The sequence below is a fragment of the Chitinophaga pinensis genome, from assembly GCF_007896845.1.
GTDB lineage: Bacteria > Bacteroidota > Bacteroidia > Chitinophagales > Chitinophagaceae > Chitinophaga > Chitinophaga pinensis_C.
Genome location: NZ_VOHS01000082.1, coordinates 1 through 15,511 on the forward strand (window position 1 = coordinate 1; position 15,511 = coordinate 15,511).

The 15,511-nt window shown below is 44.5% G+C and carries 23 protein-coding genes and 2 pseudogenes; 24 read left to right on the forward strand and 1 reads right to left on the reverse strand.

The window, feature by feature from the left end; all coding sequences use genetic code 11:
- The 24 genes and pseudogenes from FEF09_RS29485 to FEF09_RS32400 all read left to right on the forward strand — a co-directional run.
- Positions 1 to 364: sigma factor-like helix-turn-helix DNA-binding protein (locus FEF09_RS29485; protein ID WP_315898203.1), on the forward strand; the 364-nt coding region annotated here is incomplete at its 5' end.
- Between the two features lie 267 nt (positions 365 to 631).
- Positions 632 to 796, forward strand: coding sequence for a hypothetical protein (locus FEF09_RS31250; RefSeq protein WP_186774622.1), 165 nt, complete (start codon positions 632 to 634; stop codon positions 794 to 796).
- 127 nt (positions 797 to 923) lie between these two features.
- Positions 924 to 1,076 carry a hypothetical protein gene (locus FEF09_RS35215; RefSeq protein WP_409994908.1) on the forward strand — a complete coding sequence of 51 codons (153 nt, stop codon included), beginning with the start codon at positions 924 to 926 and terminating at the stop codon, positions 1,074 to 1,076.
- A gap of 195 nt (positions 1,077 to 1,271) precedes the next feature.
- Entirely contained in the window at positions 1,272 to 1,439 is a 168-nt protein-coding gene (locus FEF09_RS29495) for a FecR domain-containing protein (protein WP_146308415.1), read from the forward strand.
- 366 nt (positions 1,440 to 1,805) lie between these two features.
- Entirely contained in the window at positions 1,806 to 2,048 is a 243-nt protein-coding gene (locus tag FEF09_RS29500; RefSeq protein ID WP_146308417.1) for an STN domain-containing protein, read from the forward strand.
- Positions 2,049 to 2,065: 17 nt separating this feature from the next.
- Positions 2,066 to 2,539, forward strand: a complete 474-nt coding sequence (locus FEF09_RS34205; RefSeq protein WP_261387928.1) for a carboxypeptidase-like regulatory domain-containing protein — start codon at positions 2,066 to 2,068, stop codon at positions 2,537 to 2,539.
- Positions 2,497 to 2,694: a TonB-dependent receptor plug domain-containing protein gene (locus FEF09_RS34210; protein WP_261387929.1), complete on the forward strand. Its 198-nt coding sequence runs from the start codon at positions 2,497 to 2,499 to the stop codon at positions 2,692 to 2,694. The genes FEF09_RS34205 and FEF09_RS34210 overlap by 43 nt, the downstream gene beginning before the upstream one ends.
- A 1-nt stretch (position 2,695) precedes the next feature.
- Positions 2,696 to 3,577 carry a hypothetical protein gene (locus FEF09_RS34215; protein ID WP_261387922.1) on the forward strand — a complete coding sequence of 294 codons (882 nt, stop codon included), beginning with the start codon at positions 2,696 to 2,698 and terminating at the stop codon, positions 3,575 to 3,577.
- 415 nt (positions 3,578 to 3,992) lie between these two features.
- The gene (locus FEF09_RS34625) at positions 3,993 to 4,460 is read left to right on the forward strand and encodes a TonB-dependent receptor (RefSeq protein WP_315898204.1); all 468 of its coding nucleotides are present in this window, start codon (positions 3,993 to 3,995) and stop codon (positions 4,458 to 4,460) included.
- 193 nt (positions 4,461 to 4,653) lie between these two features.
- A complete protein-coding gene (locus FEF09_RS34230; RefSeq protein ID WP_261387923.1) occupies positions 4,654 to 4,941 on the forward strand; it encodes a hypothetical protein in 288 nt (95 codons plus the stop codon).
- A 236-nt stretch (positions 4,942 to 5,177) separates the two neighbouring features.
- A complete protein-coding gene (locus tag FEF09_RS34235; RefSeq protein WP_261387924.1) occupies positions 5,178 to 5,420 on the forward strand; it encodes a hypothetical protein in 243 nt (80 codons plus the stop codon).
- Positions 5,380 to 5,679, forward strand: a complete 300-nt coding sequence (locus tag FEF09_RS34240) for a RagB/SusD family nutrient uptake outer membrane protein (RefSeq protein WP_261387925.1) — start codon at positions 5,380 to 5,382, stop codon at positions 5,677 to 5,679. Before FEF09_RS34235 ends, FEF09_RS34240 begins: the two co-directional genes overlap by 41 nt.
- Before the next feature lie 35 nt (positions 5,680 to 5,714).
- Positions 5,715 to 6,410 carry a hypothetical protein gene (locus FEF09_RS34245; protein ID WP_261387926.1) on the forward strand — a complete coding sequence of 232 codons (696 nt, stop codon included), beginning with the start codon at positions 5,715 to 5,717 and terminating at the stop codon, positions 6,408 to 6,410.
- A pseudogene (locus tag FEF09_RS34250) lies at positions 6,364 to 7,082 on the forward strand (RagB/SusD family nutrient uptake outer membrane protein). The gene FEF09_RS34245 and the pseudogene FEF09_RS34250 overlap by 47 nt, the downstream one beginning before the upstream one ends.
- A 33-nt stretch (positions 7,083 to 7,115) precedes the next feature.
- A complete protein-coding gene (locus FEF09_RS29515; RefSeq protein WP_146308419.1) occupies positions 7,116 to 8,351 on the forward strand; it encodes a DUF4959 domain-containing protein in 1,236 nt (411 codons plus the stop codon).
- A gap of 20 nt (positions 8,352 to 8,371) precedes the next feature.
- Positions 8,372 to 8,671 (forward strand): DUF4998 domain-containing protein, encoded by a 300-nt coding sequence (locus tag FEF09_RS29520; protein ID WP_146308421.1) that lies wholly within the window; start codon positions 8,372 to 8,374, stop codon positions 8,669 to 8,671.
- A 56-nt stretch (positions 8,672 to 8,727) separates the two neighbouring features.
- Positions 8,728 to 9,579 (forward strand): DUF5013 domain-containing protein, encoded by an 852-nt coding sequence (locus FEF09_RS29525; protein ID WP_261387930.1) that lies wholly within the window; start codon positions 8,728 to 8,730, stop codon positions 9,577 to 9,579.
- Between the two features lie 134 nt (positions 9,580 to 9,713).
- Complete coding sequence (locus FEF09_RS32365) at positions 9,714 to 10,304, forward strand: glycosyl hydrolase 2 galactose-binding domain-containing protein (RefSeq protein ID WP_222597267.1); 591 nt, start codon at positions 9,714 to 9,716, stop codon at positions 10,302 to 10,304.
- Positions 10,274 to 11,836, forward strand: coding sequence for a glycoside hydrolase family 2 TIM barrel-domain containing protein (locus FEF09_RS32370; RefSeq protein ID WP_222597268.1), 1,563 nt, complete (start codon positions 10,274 to 10,276; stop codon positions 11,834 to 11,836). The genes FEF09_RS32365 and FEF09_RS32370 overlap by 31 nt, the downstream gene beginning before the upstream one ends.
- Positions 11,837 to 11,871: 35 nt before the next feature.
- Positions 11,872 to 12,350 (forward strand): annotated as a pseudogene (locus FEF09_RS34630) (discoidin domain-containing protein).
- A gap of 100 nt (positions 12,351 to 12,450) precedes the next feature.
- Positions 12,451 to 12,648 carry a glycoside hydrolase family 2 protein gene (locus tag FEF09_RS32385; protein WP_222597270.1) on the forward strand — a complete coding sequence of 66 codons (198 nt, stop codon included), beginning with the start codon at positions 12,451 to 12,453 and terminating at the stop codon, positions 12,646 to 12,648.
- A gap of 1,185 nt (positions 12,649 to 13,833) precedes the next feature.
- Entirely contained in the window at positions 13,834 to 14,142 is a 309-nt protein-coding gene (locus FEF09_RS32390) for a glycoside hydrolase family 3 C-terminal domain-containing protein (protein WP_222597271.1), read from the forward strand.
- 82 nt (positions 14,143 to 14,224) lie between these two features.
- Entirely contained in the window at positions 14,225 to 14,368 is a 144-nt protein-coding gene (locus tag FEF09_RS32395) for a glycoside hydrolase family 3 C-terminal domain-containing protein (protein ID WP_261387927.1), read from the forward strand.
- Positions 14,369 to 14,635: 267 nt separating this feature from the next.
- Positions 14,636 to 14,830, forward strand: coding sequence for a fibronectin type III-like domain-contianing protein (locus FEF09_RS32400; RefSeq protein WP_222597272.1), 195 nt, complete (start codon positions 14,636 to 14,638; stop codon positions 14,828 to 14,830).
- Between the two features lie 312 nt (positions 14,831 to 15,142).
- On the opposite strand, the gene FEF09_RS32405 is transcribed toward FEF09_RS32400, so the two are convergent.
- Positions 15,143 to 15,430: a GyrI-like domain-containing protein gene (locus FEF09_RS32405; RefSeq protein ID WP_222597273.1), complete on the reverse strand. Its 288-nt coding sequence runs from the start codon at positions 15,428 to 15,430 to the stop codon at positions 15,143 to 15,145.
- Between the last annotated feature and the right edge of the window lie 81 nt (positions 15,431 to 15,511).

The following is a 15,511-nucleotide window of genomic DNA, read 5'->3' on the forward strand; positions in this document are numbered from 1 at the left end:
TCGCCATGAAGAAGAGGGAAAGTTAGAGGCCCGTTTTTTAAAAGATATGATTGACGGGATCGTAGAAGAATTACCGGATAAATGCCGTCTCGTATTCCATTATAGCCGGAACCTCGGGCTTAAAAATGAAGAAATTGCCGCACGGACCGGTATTACCAAAAAAACAGTAGAAAACACGCTTAACAGGGCTTTGCGTATTATCCGTGGTAAACTGAGAAACCATGGTATCCCACTATTAACTATCGCCCAGATCTTATTGCTCCGAAAAATTTTTCTTCCCGTAGGGTGTAGCACCCTTTTCATGTCACTATATATAAACGTACGTTATGAACGCAGCCTTCGTTGCAACATACGATCAGGTTGAATACAGGTTATTTAACTGTAGGCTGATTTCTATAATTCCACTGCAAACTAACATATGGATTTACAGAGAATTAATGAGTTAATAAAAGTATACCGATGGCACAGCTACTGAGGCCGAAGAAGAAGAGCTGAACAGTTGGTATAGAGAAAAGTCATACCATGACGCTGTATCCTATGAAAAGGAGGACGAGATCTACACGAGATTTGTCCCACATCAATGAGGCTACCGGTCTGACCACTACTGCACGCAGTTGGAAGAAAATGGGCGGTGGCAGCAGCTGTCGCATTGGTGGCTGTTACAGGTACAAGTCTATACCTTTTAAAATACAGGTCCAGCCGGCAGATGGCACAAAAAGAACTGCATACACCTGATAAACAGGTGCAGGGGGGCGATTCTGACTCTATCAAACGGAAGTCAGGTGCTGCTTTCTGACGCCGAAAACGGCGATATCGCCAGACAGGGTAATGTGACTGTTACGAAAGCTGCGAATGGTTCAGTTGATATATATTAAGGAAGGGGAGCAACAAGCAACAGCAAATGTGCTATCGCCTACAACGTCATCAGCACGCCTGCTGGCAGCCAGTTTATGGTCGTGCTGCCGGATAAAACCACTGTATGGCTGAATGCCATGTCCAGCCTGAAGTTTCCTGTTACATTTTTAAATGCTGCCGAGCGACGTATCACATTAACAGGGGAGGCAATTTTCAGGTAACCCATGATGAAAAAATGCCTTTCAGAGTGGTGACGGATCGGTTATTACAGAAGATCTGGGAACGGAATTTAATATCAAGGCTTACGGGGATGAACCGGGTGTCAGTACGACGCTGTCAGTGGTGCGGCAAGAGTCATAGCCGGCACACAACAGGCTTCACTCAAACCGGGAGAACAGGCTAACTATCATAACGCAATGAAAGTTTCCAAAGTGAATATTGATGATGTGATAGCATGGAAGGATGGTTATTTCAGATTTGATGACCAATCATTGGAAGTGATTATGAAAGCAATGTCCCGCTGGTACAATGTCAGTTATATTTCGAAGATGAAAGTCTGCGTAGTGAAACCTTTGGCGTGGTAGCTACCCGTCAGGGTAATATCTCTGTACTGCTTAATCTCCTTGAAAATACCGGGCCGCGCGCTTCCGGCAGGAAGGAACCACCATTATTATCAGTAGAAAATAAACAACCAAAGAAAGTATCATTTATACCAACTATGCTGAAGAGAAGCTTTCTGGAGAGGCCGTCCAGTTGCATCTTTGGGCGACTCAACACGTTATTTATTTAAACCGTCTTTAATCAGATGCCACAGTTTTTTATCGTCAACACCTGCAGGCCTCCCGGTCTGGCAGGAAAAATTCTGCGATTTATGAAGATCACAACAGTACTGCTCTTCTTTTCATTGTTACATGCGAATGCATCGGTATTCGCCCAAAAAATGACGCTGCATGAAAGGGATATTTCCTAAAGCAGTTTTTTGTGGAAGTAATAAGCAAACCGGATACAATGTGGTCTGGTCTGCCAAAATGATCAAAGACGCACCACGATTCAATGCCGACTTTGATAATACGCCACTTGAAACCGCACTGAAAGAGGCATTGAAAAATACCTCACTGAATTATACCATTCAGGATAAAAACATCAGCATCGGGATGGCGCATGAAAGCGGCGCTGTTAAAAAAAAAACATAGAAGCGCCTGCCGCAGACATTACCGTCACGGGTAATGTCTCGGATTCCAAAGGACAGACAATGCCGGGTGTTACTGTCACCGTCGTGGATAATCCCAGAATAGGTACTGTTACAGACGCCAACGGAAACTTCGTGTTGACCGTCAAAGAAGGTACTGTATTGAGAATTTCCTATGTGGGATTTGTCAGTCAGAATTTTACTGTCACAAATACCAATAAAGCCCTGAAAGTGGTATTACAGGATGATATCAGACGGGCAGAAGAGGTGGTGATCACGGCTTTTGGTAAAAAGGAACGAAAAGAGGCAGTGGTAGGATCTGTGACATCCGTGAGGCCTGCTGATCTGAAAATTCCTGCGAGTAATCTGACGATGGCTCTGGGGGACAGGCAGCTGGTATCATCGCTTATCAGCCTACCGGACAACCGGGTCAGGATAATGCCCAGTTCTTTATCCGTGGTGTTACCACATTTGGCTATAAAGTGGATCCGTTGATATTGATCGACAACATCGAGCTCAGTACCAATGATCTGGCCCGGTTGAATGTGGATGATATCGCCAGCTTTTCTATCCTGAAAGATGCCAGTGCGACCGCCTTGTATGGTGCCCGTGGTGCTAATGGCGTGATATGGTCAATACAAAGAGGGTAAGATGGGCAAACTGGCGATCAATGTAAGGGTGGAAAATGCGATTTCACAAAATACACAGTCTCTTAAGATCGCAGATCCGGTGACCTATATGAAACTGTTTAATGAAGGTACACTGACCCGTGATCCGACGCAACCACTGCCTTTTAATCAGGATAAGATCAACAACACGATCAATACCATCAACAAAGCACCGGGTTATAACCCATATGTGTATCCTGCTGTTGACTGGTTAAGCGTACTGTTAAAGAAGCGTACAAGTACCCAGCGTGGTAATATGAGCATCAGTGGTGGTAGTCCTCTGGCAAGGTATTATGTCGCCGGTTCCTATAACCTCGATCATGGTAATCTCGCAGAGGATAGAAACAACAACAATAACAACAATATCAAATTCCAGAACTATCAGTTACGTTCCAATGTGAATCTGAACCTTACCAAAACAACGGAGGTGATCTTAAGATTCAGTGGTACCTTTAGTTCTTATCAGGGGCCATTAACGACGGACGGCTCATTCAATTCAGATATCTACAATCTGGCATTACACACCAGTCCCGTTTTATTCCCTGCTTATTTCCCGGCTGATTCCGCAAACCTTACAACGCAACATATTCTCTTTGGCGCACCACAGGGTACCTTTAACAGTATTCCGTTTAATAACCCCTATGCGCTATTGTTAAGAGGACATAAGACCTCTTCTGAATCACGGGTACTGGCACAACTGGAACTGAACCAGAAACTGGATTTTCTGACGAAAGGGCTTCATTTCCATGGTTTGTTCGAAACCAACAGATATGCATATTTTGACGCCAATCTGGGGTACAAACCTTTTATTATAACGTTGCATCCTATGACAGAGCAAAGAATAATTATTCGCTTAGCTGGCTAAACCAGAACCCGGGAGATGCAATTGAATACCTCGAGTATTTCCCCGGTGGCTCAACGATCAATACGAATGTATACATACAGGGTAACCTCGATTATAGCAGACAGTTCAAAGATCACAATGTTTCCGGTACACTGGTACTCACAAGACAGCAGATCGTTTATTCCAATGCTACCAAACTGGTAGACGCATTGCCGCACCGTAATATGGGACTGGCTGGTCGCGCCGCCTATAACTACAAAGGGAAGTATTTCGCCGAGTTTAACTTTGGTTACAACGGTTCTGAAAGATTTTCAGAAGAACACCGTTATGGATTCTTCCGACTATCGGTGGTGGCTGGATTCTTTCAGAAGAAAAATTCTTCCAACCATTACATAACATTTTTGACAGGTTAAAAATCCGGGGAAGCTATGGTCTGGTGGGTAACGATGCAATCAGCGACAGAAGGTTCTTTTATAGTTCCAATGTCAACCTTGCTGGAGGAGGTGGTGCTGAATTCGGTATCAACCGTGGCTATAGCCGACCTGGTGTTGCGATCAACAACTATCCGGATCCGGAAGTTACCTGGGAGACATCTAAACAACTCAATCTGGCACTGGAGCTTACAACACTCCGAAACCTGAACATTACAGCAGAATACTACAATTACAATCGTTATAATATTCTGCAGAGGCGCTCTTATATCCCTACCACCAACGGACGGAAGCTGATATATATGCGAATCTTGGTAAAGCCCGCTCAAAAGGTATTGACCTTTCTGCGGATTACAGAAGTCAGCTGGGAAAAAACCTGCTGGTATCCGGTCGTGGTAACTTCACACTCGCCACCAGTAAATACACCTATTATGAAGAACCGGATTATCCGGAGCCATGGCGTCGTACAGTAGGGCATCCTATCCGCTCAGGTTATGGCTATATTGCTGAACGCCTTTTCGTTGACGATGCAGAAGCGCAAAGTTCGCCTTCACAGATCTTTTCTTCTACAGGTAAAGCACCGAGAGGAGGTGATATCAAATACTATGACCTCAACGGTGATGGTGTAATTAATGAGCGTGACCAGACCTTCGTCGGTTTCCGCAGGTGCCTGAAATTATATACGGTGGCGGCTTTTCAGTACAGTATAAAAACTGGGATCTATCCACATTTTTTCAGGGACAGGCAAGGGTATCTTTCTTCATCGATCCCAGAAAAGTCAGCCCTTTTGTACAGAGTCCGGATGCCTATGTATATGGCAATACACAACTGCTCAAACAGTTTGCTGATAGTCACTGGTCAGAAGATAATCAAAACATTTACGCGCTCTATCCTCGTTTAGGGATCAATCGTAACGATATAGAGAATAACCTGCAGCCAAGTACGTGTGGTTGAGAGATGGCTCATATCTGCGTTTAAAATCCGCAGAAATAGGCTACTCGCTGCCGGCATCTGTTATCAAACGGATCGGGATCCAGAAATGCCGGTTTTATGTAACGGTATGAACCTGCTCACCTGGAGTTCATTTAAACTCTGGGATCCGGAATTGGGTGGTAGCGGTTTCGCATACCCTATACAGAAAGTATTTAATGCAGGCCTCAATGTCAATCTCTAAAACAAGCGCAAGTAATATGAAATCATTATATAAATATTTATGCCTGATCGGTTTGTTGTTTTCCGGCAACGCCTGTAAAAAATACCTCGATGTGGTACCTCCGGATGTAGGTACACTGGATTACGCATTCAGAAGCAGAAATGAAGCGGAAAACTATCTGTTGCATGTTACAATGCCATCCAGAATCTCAATGACCTTAACAGAAGCCCGGCTTCACCATGTCTTCAGAGATTATATTTCCGATGAACCTGCCGGGTAACCCAATTGATATAACGGGTTTTGCATTGATTACCGGAACACAGAATGCCGGCAATCCGGGGTTAAACTATTGGGATGGCAGCGGTAATGGTATTGCCATGTATAAGGCCATCCGGAAATGTAATACCATGCTGGAAAATATTGATAAACCAGCAGACCTTCCCGCAGAAGAAAAGATAAGATGGATCGCTGAAACCAAATTTTTAAAGGCATATTATCATTACTATCTGTTGCGCCTTACGGTCCGATACCGATCGTAGATAAGAATCTGCCAGTTGAAGCCAGTCCGGAGGAAGTGAAAGTAAAACGCCAGCCGGTAGACGTTGTAGTAAATTACATCGACGCACTACTGGATGAGGCCATCCCGGATTTACCGGCTACTATTGACAATCCTGCGAAAGAGTTGGGTAGAGTTACGAAAGCCGCAGCGATGGCGATTAAAGCCGAACTGCTCATGACAGCAGCAAGTCCTTTGTTCAATGGAAATCCTGACTATACCAATTTTAAAGACAAAGAAGGGAATGCACTTTTCTCCCCTTATGATGCTGCCAAATGGCAAAAGGCAGCTACTGCCTGTAAAGCTGCCATCGATTTATGCGAAGGCGTAGGCTTACGTCTGAACAACACTTTTATCCCTGCACCGGGTGTCGCTAACTTACCTGATAAGATCAGACAGGAGCTCGTTTTCCAAACCTCGCTCACACAACGCTGGGATATCAATACAGAGTTGATCTGGTCTTTAAATGCGATATGGCATGGACAGGAATATTGTATACCGCGTATGACGCAACGGGCTAACCAGAATGATAATGATAACCCGGCTTACTATGCGGTGCCTATCTCCACTACTGATCTGTTTTACACCAATAATGGGGTACCGATAGAACAGGATAAGAACTGGGATTATGGTGGTCGTAACCAGTTACAGATGGGGGATGCGGACCATGCCCCTTACATCAAACAAGGATATACGACCATTAAAGCCATTTAACCGGGAAACAAGGTTTTATGCCAGTATCGGGTTTGATGGTGGTATCTGGTTCGGAAACGGAATACTGGATGGCGCCAACCCGCATTACGTAGAGGCGCGTGGTCAGTCTTCACTCGCAGGTCCTAAAACATTGCAGAAAACCAATATCACAGGTTACTGGCCAAAGAAACTGGCTAACTATCTGACGGTATATGATAACGGTTTTAACTGGACAGACTTCTCTATGCCGGTAATGCGTATGTCCGGTCTTTATCTGTTGTATGCGGAGGCACTCAACGAAGTAAATGGACCAACAACGGAAGCATTGTCATATATAGACAGAGTAAGAGCGCGTGTCGGCTTGCTGGGAGTAACTGAATCCTGGACCCGCTATGCAAAAGACCCCAATAAGCCTGCCAGTAAAGATGGTTTAAGAGATATCATCCATCAGGAACGCCGTATAGAGTTATGTTTGAAGGCCAGAGCGGATGGGATCTGAGAAGATGGAAAGAGTTACAAATGGTTTTAAGCGCTCCGTTAAAAGGATGGAGTGTCTATGAAGATCAGGCGATCAACTATTACCGGGCTAAGAATGTGGAGATACCAGTGTTTGGTACCCGTGATTACCTGTGGCCAATTTCAACAAACAGTCTTGTTGTGAACAGTAATCTCATTCAGAACCCGGCCTGGTAATATGTCTTTGATAAACCAATTACACGTTATTTTATGAACTGGAACAAAAGAAAATATAATATAATCACCATGCTGCTGATAACCCTGACAGCAGTTACATTGAGCGCCTGTAATAAAGACGATATTTACCGGCAGCCGGATGCTTCCGGTAAGAATAAGCCGGGGCCTGTCACCAATGTAAAAGTGACAAATTACAATGGCGCAGCAGTGGTAAAATATGACCTGCCCACCGATCAGGACCTGCTTTATGTAGTCGCCAACTATAATATTCGTGATGGTGCTTCCAGAGAGATCAAATCAAGTTATTTCTTTGATACACTGCGTCTGGAAGGATTTCATGACAGCAAAGAATATACAGTCACGCTAAAAGCGGTGACGCGTTCTAATATCGCTTCTGATCCTGTAACGGTCGTAGTGCATCCTGATACGCCTTATTACGCATTGATAAGAAAATCGCTTAAGATAGGAAGCGACTATGGTGGGATCAATATACAGGCAACAAATATTGCCAAAAATGCTATCGCGATCAACACACTCACAATAGATCCGGTAACAGGTAATTTTGCGATAGCAAATGAAAACTATACCAATCTGGCTGCCATCAATTATTCCTTAAGGGGCTATCGTCCGGAACCTACAAAATTTGGTGTCTACATATCCGACCGATACGGCAATATTTCTGATACAATGGTTGTGACGGTCACACCGGGTTATGAAGAAGTATTGAATAAAAGGAACTTCTTCCCTTACCTCATGCCCAGCGATGCTGTAATTGGTTATGGCGGTGTCGTACAGAATATGTGGGATGGCAATATCACAGAAGATAACAGTGCCAATGCATGGCAGACCACCATTGGTACCAGCCAGCGACTGATGCAATGCTCGTTTGGTATTGGCAGAAGTTATACTCTGACTCACTTCATGATGTATTTCAGAGACTATGGGGCCAACAATCCAAAGAACTTTACCATCTACGGTGCTAATGTAGACAATCCTGCAGACGCCACTACTCCCGGTGGAGTACCGCAGGGCACGCAGAGCGGTGACTGGATCTGTCTCGGAAACTTCCGTGTTCCGGATCCTCCTTCTGGTCTGCCACAGGGACAAACGAATGCAGCTGACAGAGCTTATGTGAATAACGGTATTGATTTTAGCATGCCTGCAGGGATTCCGCCCGTAAAGTATATCCGGATCGTAGTGAAAGATACATGGTTCGGACTTGATTACACGATTATCAGAGAAGTCACCTTTTCCGGTATTCCGCAATAACCACAACAACGCGCAAAGCAATGAAACTGAACATAAAAAATATCAGCTGGCTGCTATTGGCAGCGACCGTGGTGTCCTGTTCCAAGAAGAACGAAGCCTACAGAGACCTGATAAAAGATGGTGAGATCTATTATCCCGGTATTATCCAGAATGCCGGATATCGGGCCGGTAATCTGCGTACGATGCTTTACTGGAATCCCAGTCCGGATCCAAAGATCACCCACTATAAAATTTTCTGGAATAATAAACAGGACTCACTGACGCTTCCGGCGGATAGTCATGACCCGAATGATACCGCAAGCGTGATCGTACCGGTCTGAGTGAGGGTACGTATAACTTTAATATCTATTCTATCGATGGACAGGAACGGACCTCTATAGCCGTGAATTTAAACGGTGTAAGGGTGTACGGTACCAAATATCAGAGCGGCCTCTTTAACCGGCCTTATAATGCGGCTACGCCCTATCTGCTGGATCTGCTCAACGGTAGTGTCAGGGTACAGTTCAATACACCTGACTCCATCAACACCACGACAACGTTGCAATACACGAACAATAGTGATGTGTTGAAGACGGTGGAGTTATCTCCGGACAGCAGTGCCATCACGTTGACTGATTTTAAGTTCGGTACGGCCGTGACCTACCAATCCAGCTATATTCCTCAACGCAATGCGCTGGATACGTTTAAAGTAGCTGATGTCAGCAATTTTGCGCAGATCACACGCGCCGGTGATGTAACAGCGGTGTTTATCAAAAATCCGGGCGATCCTTTTTACAGAAGTGATAATGGAACAGGAAAATGGGGCCTTCCGAGAGACTGGCAGGTGAATGCCAATGCCAGAAATCAGGATAATGATCAGGGCGGTGGATGGTCCACAGATAATGGTGGTTGTATTCACTTTGAATCAAAAAACTGGGGGGATGCACCATTGGTGAATGGTAAGGTCTATCAGTCATTTACATTACCTGCTGGTACTTATGATCTCGATGTTGTCACAGCGGGCAATGGTGGTAATATCGATGCCAACGAAGTAGTCGCTACAGGTACAACGCTTCCTGATATTGACAATCTGAGCGGGAATAGTTCTGTGCTGGCATTATTCCACGGAGATGGCGGTTCTATAGGCGGTACACATACACTTACATTCACATTGTCACAACAAACCACTGTCACCTTTGGATGGGTGGTAAACGGATCAGTCTATACCTATCTGCAGTTCAAAAAGTAGCACTCAGAATAAGATAAAACTTAACAGGCAGTCGTGTGATGTGTTGTTACATGGCTGCTTTGTTGCCGGTCTTGCAGTACCGGGATTTTGTTACAGGAATATATTTTTTAAAGCTCAATTTTCTAATGACGGGAATGAACCATTTATTAGGCAGGGCGCTGGTTGTAATGGCCGCCCTCGGATTTCCAACAGTAGTAGCTGCACAGGTCAACACTGTCAGCCTCGGTAGCTCGGATCAACAGATCTGGTATGTACAGTCAGATGCCGAAATAGGTACAAAAGCAAAAGATCCTCAGCTACAAATATCAGATTGGATTAAAGCGATCGTGCCAGGCACTACCTTTTCCTCTTTTGTTGCTGCCGGTAAGGAAGCGGATCCTAATTTCGGCGATAATATTTATAAAGTAGATCGCAGTAAATACGACAGGGATTTCTGGTATAGAACTACTTTTAAAGTTCCTGCTACCTATGCAAAGAAAAGAGTCTGGCTCAATTTTAACGGTGTAAACAGAAAAGCGTCTGTTTATCTTAACGGAAAACTGATCGGTCACCTTGATGGATTTATGGACCGTGGTCATTTTGATATTACCAATGATGTCGGCGCTGACGGAAATAATGTATTGGCAGTCCTCGTCAGTATTCCCATACAACCACTCGCAAATGTGGGTAGCCCTAACTACGTAGCCAGTGCAGGATGGGACTGGATCCCTTATGTACCGGTTTAAATTCGGGTATTACAGATAAAGTGTTCCTTAGCTGTAGCGGCGATCTTTCTATACAGGATCCATGGGTGCGCACAGATCTGCCTACAAATGCAAAGGCCTATGTATCCTTATCTATGCAGGTAAAAAACAGTGCTTCAAATGACGTGGATGGTACCCTGCAAGGCACTATCATGCCCGGTAATATTCAATTTTCGCAGAAAGTACGTGTTGGTCGTAACAGCACGAGAGATATCAGCCTCACCAAACGTGATTTCGAGCAACTGATATTGAACAATCCTAAGTTATGGTGGCCCAATGGCTATGGTGAGCCTAATCTTTATGAACTGAACCTGAAGCTGCTGGTCGGGGATAACATCTCTGATGAAAAGCATGTTAAGTTTGGAGTGAAACGCTATAGCTATGATACGACTGGTGACGTGCTGCATATCGCGATCAATGGTACGCCGGTGTTTATCAAAGGTGGTAACTGGGGGATGTCTGAATACATGTTGCGCTGCCGTGGTGCCGAATATGATACAAAGGTTCGCCTGCATAAGGAAATGAACTTTAACATGATCCGTAACTGGATCGGTTTAACAACAGACGAAGAGTTTTATGAGGCCTGTGATAAGTATGGTATCATGGTGTGGGATGAATTCTGGCTGAATTCAAATCCGAATCTGCCTGCTGATCTGCAGGCTTTCAATGCAAACGCTATTGAGAAGATAAAACGTGTCAGAAATCACCCTGCTGTTGCAATCTGGTGTGCGGACAATGAAGGTTGGCCGGAACCACCACTGAATAACTGGTTAAGGGAAGATGTACGTGTTTTTGATAAGGGAGACCGCTTTTATCAGCCCAATTCTCATGCAGAAGGACTGACAGGTAGTGGTCCATGGATGGCAAAAGATCCGAGATATTACTTTACGGCTTATCCGACAGGTCTTGGTGGTAACAAAGGCTGGGGTATGCGTAGCGAGATCGGTACCGCTGTCTTTGTGAACATGGAGAGCTTTAAGAAATTCATGCCGGAAGATAAATGGTGGCCACGTAATGAGATGTGGAACCAACACTTTTTTGGTCCGAATGCATTTAATGCTGGTCCGGACGAATATGACCAGATGATTTCCCGCGGATACGGTAAGCCGGAAGGGATTGAAGACTATTGCCGTAAAGCACAGTTTGTAAATCTGGAAAGCAATAAAGCAATGTATGAAGGCTGGCTGGATCATATCGGAGAAGATGCTGCCGGTGTCATGACCTGGATGAGCCAGTCCGCCTATCCATCTATGGTATGGCAGACCTACGATTATTACTATGACCTCACCGGTGCTTATTTTGGTGCTAAAAAAGCCTGCGAGCCATTACATATTCAATGGAACCCTGTTACCAATGCGATCAAGGTCGTAATACCACCCGTAGTGATGTCGGGGATCTTACTGCCAGTGCCGATATCTATAATCTGGATGGACGTATTGTTAAACAATACAGTAAATCTGCCTCTGTTTCTTCCCCTGCTTACAGCGCAGGTGAGGCATTCAGACTTGACTTGACACCTGATCAGACGGATCTGGCAAGAGGTAAAAAGATGTTTGCTTCTTCTTCTCAGGATGGTGATCCTGCCGCTACCAATGATGGTAATGCACAGACACGTTGGGCCAGCAGGTATAATGATGATGAATGGATCGCTGTGGATCTTGGCAAAACAGAAGTAGTAAATGGTGTAGGCCTTAACTGGGAGGAAGCTTATGCGAAGTCCTTTAAATAGAAGTATCTGATGACAATACAAGATGGCATCAGGTATATCGTACAGATGAAGGACGTGTTGGTCAGCAGAAAATCGTTTTCCCTGAAGTGTCTGCACGTTATGTAAGAATGCATGGTATCGAACGTGGCAGCTGGTGGGGATATTCATTGTATGACTTTGAAGTGTATCAGGGAGATGTAGCCAGTGCAGGATTGAGTGATGTACATTTTATCAGACTGAAACTCTCTGATAAAGAAGGTCAGCCTATATCCGAAAACTTTTACTGGCGTGGTAATAACGTAAAGATTATACCGCTTTAAATACACTCGGCAAGACTGAGTTGAAACTACAATATAAGACGACCAAAACAGATGGAAAAACCTATGTTACCGCTACAATCAGTAATCCGGTCATCGGCAAGTGCCGCTTTTTGGAATCAGATTGTTGTTGACAGGCGCCGCTGATGGTAAGCAGATACTTCCAGCTATCTTCAGTGATAATTACTTCTCTCTGATGAATGGGGAGACGAAAACGGTGACGATTGAGTTTGATAGCAATGCTGTAGGTAAAGATGGGTTAAACTTACGGCAGAACCGTTTAACAACATATCGTACGTAAATGAAAAGATAATAATTATCACCACTTTGCTGTTGACTTACGGCATATCAGCTGCCGTAAGTCAACAGCTGGATACTTCGCTATATAAGAATAAAAAAGCGCCTGTATCCGCCCGTGTAGAAGATTTGCTAAGACGGATGACTTTGCGGGAAAAGGTAGCAATTGCAAAACAGGGGTGCAGGCAGAACCGACGAAATAGCCAATATTTTAAAGGCGAGAGTTTTGTTGTACACATGAAATGACATGAAGCGCAGGATTGTGCCGATATGTATCAGCAACTGCAAACCTATATGCTTCCGAAAACAAGGCTGGGTATTCCGGTATTGACGGCTGTGGAGGGAATCGAAGGTATTCTGCAGAACAATTGTACCATCTTTCCGATGCGCTTGCGCAAGGCAGTACATTCAATCCGGAGCTGATCAGGAAAATGACCACAGCCGCCGGAGAAGAAGCACAGGTAATGGCATTCATCAGATATTATCGCCCGTATTGGATATCGCGAGAGAACTACGTTGGGGCGTGTAGAAGAAACATTTGGAGAAGATCCTTTCCTGATTGCTGAATGGGCACCGCTTTATAAAGGGTTATCAGGCGTTTAATATTCCTTACTCCTAAGCATTTCGTAGCCCATGGGTTCGCCTTCCGGAGGATTGAACTGTGCTAACGTGAGTGGGGGGAGCGGATATGAGAAGCCTTATCTGTATCCTTTTGCACAAAGTGTAGCCAATACGAATCCCTTATCCCTGATGTCTTGTTATAGTGCTTATGACGGAGTGGCTGTGAGCGGGTCCGCGTTATTATATGACAGATATATTGCGGGGAAGTTAGGATTAAAGGCTACGTTTATTCTGACTGGGGATCTGTTGAGCGGCTGCAGACTTTTCATCATGCAGTAGATTCCCGTGAACAGGCTGCTATCAGATCTTTGATCGCAGGTATTGATCTGGACGTGGAGCATGAAGGAACGCTGGAAAAATCATAGAAAGTGGTTTAATTGACATGGCCTACATTGATGCGGCAGTGCGTCATGTACTTACTGTTAAGTTTGAATTGGGTTATTTGATAATCCCTTTGGTGATCCTGCGCGGGTAAGCAAGATCGTACGTAGTGCCGCTCATGTGGAAATAGCAAAAATGGTGGCAGATGAAAGTGCTGTCCTGCTGAGAATGATAATAATATTCTTCCGTGGATATCGCAAAGTATAAATCTATTGCCGTGGTAGGGCCTAATGCAGATCAGACTGTTTTGGAGATTATTCATGGACACGCCGCGATTCCAAAGGGCACCACCTTATTGCAGGGACTGAAAGAAGCGATCGGCAATAAAGTAAAGCTGCACTACGCACAGGGGTGTGACTGGTGGAGCCGCGATACAGCCGGTATCGCTGAAGCAGTGAAGAATGTAGCATCCAGTGATTGGCGATTGTGGCTTATAGGTACGCGCAGTACTTTTCTTGGCCGCAGTCCGCAATACTACCACAGGAGAAGGCTTTGATCTCAGTTCTCTGGAATTACCTGGTGTATAGCAGCAGGAATTACTGAAGGCCATTAAAGCAACCGGCAAACCATTTATCGTCGTGTTTATTGCCGGTAAACCACTGGCAATGCCGTGGGTGAAAGAGAATGCAAATGCCTTGTTGGTACAATGGTATGGGGGAGAAAAGCAGGGTAATACATTGGCTGATATATTGACCGGTGCAGTTAATCCTCCGGAAGACTGAATGTCTCTTTTCCGCGGAGTACCGGCAAACACCTATTACTACAATCACTTGTAACAGACCGTAATGAGCCCTTTGACAGGCCGGTAGTCCGGAAGATCCAAAAGGACATTACTTTTCGATCGTCCGGATCCATTGTGGCTTTTGGTACCGGAATGAGTTTTTACCACTTTTCAATATCTGACTGCAGAGTGACTGATACAGTGCTGACGGAGAAAGAATTATCCGTATTGCTGTCGATGTAAAAACCGAAACAGGGATGGAAAGGAAGTGGTGCAGGTGTATGTACGTGACAAGGTTAGTTCGGTAGCAACACCTGTACAACAGTTAAAGGCATTCAGGAAGGAATTGATCAGGAAAGGACAGACCCGGACGGTGCAGTTGGAAATACCGGTTACAGAACTGGGACTTTACAATGAAAGGATGAAATATGTCGTAGAGCCCGGAGATTTGAATTACAGATAGGTGCAGCGGCCGATAATATTCACTTTACGAAAGTGATACGGGGTAAAGTAAGCTATCCAATTCACAGAAGAGACTAACAACGTTGGTTTTAGTAGTTGTGTTTTTTGTGCAGCCGGGTATTCGCCGCTGTTTTATTTTTGCTGATGTTAAGCTGTATTATTCGACAGCATAAAGATATCTACTTCCGCCAATTCAGGGTGCTGTGCCCGCTCTCCATATACTTCGAAATCAGCCGTAAAAATCCTTTTCAGGTCGGAGTTCCAGATCTTAACCACTCATTGTAAACGGCACCCTGTGAAACATTCCCTTTTGCTACCTGCAGAGATATTTTCCACTGTTGATGGTTTTTCCTGTCATGCCCTCTGGTATTACATCAAGAGTAGATACACGGCAACCATATAGTTGTATAGGTTTGGTATGATCTTTTTCGTAATCAGTATAAATACTATATATCGTATCGTCTATCTTATTGGGAATCAATGCTGATATATTTTTCTGAAAAGAACGCTGCCATAGCGCAGGAATGTCTTGTGCTGACTGCCCATTTTCATTCGTGGTTACAATACTGATGCCTATAACATGAAACTGTTGAATATCCATTATTTGTTTTTTTTGTTGTTTGCAACAAATTTAAAAGGTAGAAGTGACAGCCTTATGTCAGCAGTGTTTAAAAAGGGGTAA

What these genes read in the sequence shown, in the direction of transcription:
- FEF09_RS32365 (WP_222597267.1), top strand. Translation starts at nt 9,714, where the DNA reads ATGAACCATTTATTAGGCAGGGCGCTGGTTGTAATGGCCGCCCTCGGA.
- FEF09_RS29515 (WP_146308419.1), top strand. Translation starts at nt 7,116, where the DNA reads ATGAACTGGAACAAAAGAAAATATAATATAATCACCATGCTGCTGATA.
- FEF09_RS29495 (WP_146308415.1), top strand. Translation starts at nt 1,272, where the DNA reads ATGAAAGTTTCCAAAGTGAATATTGATGATGTGATAGCATGGAAGGAT.
- FEF09_RS34235 (WP_261387924.1), top strand. Translation starts at nt 5,178, where the DNA reads ATGAAATCATTATATAAATATTTATGCCTGATCGGTTTGTTGTTTTCC.
- FEF09_RS29500 (WP_146308417.1), top strand. Translation starts at nt 1,806, where the DNA reads ATGAAAGGGATATTTCCTAAAGCAGTTTTTTGTGGAAGTAATAAGCAA.
- FEF09_RS29520 (WP_146308421.1), top strand. Translation starts at nt 8,372, where the DNA reads ATGAAACTGAACATAAAAAATATCAGCTGGCTGCTATTGGCAGCGACC.
- FEF09_RS32370 (WP_222597268.1), top strand. Translation starts at nt 10,274, where the DNA reads ATGGGACTGGATCCCTTATGTACCGGTTTAAATTCGGGTATTACAGAT.
- FEF09_RS32405 (WP_222597273.1), bottom strand. Translation starts at nt 15,430, where the DNA reads ATGGATATTCAACAGTTTCATGTTATAGGCATCAGTATTGTAACCACG.
- FEF09_RS34215 (WP_261387922.1), top strand. Translation starts at nt 2,696, where the DNA reads ATGGGCAAACTGGCGATCAATGTAAGGGTGGAAAATGCGATTTCACAA.
- FEF09_RS34240 (WP_261387925.1), top strand. Translation starts at nt 5,380, where the DNA reads ATGTCTTCAGAGATTATATTTCCGATGAACCTGCCGGGTAACCCAATT.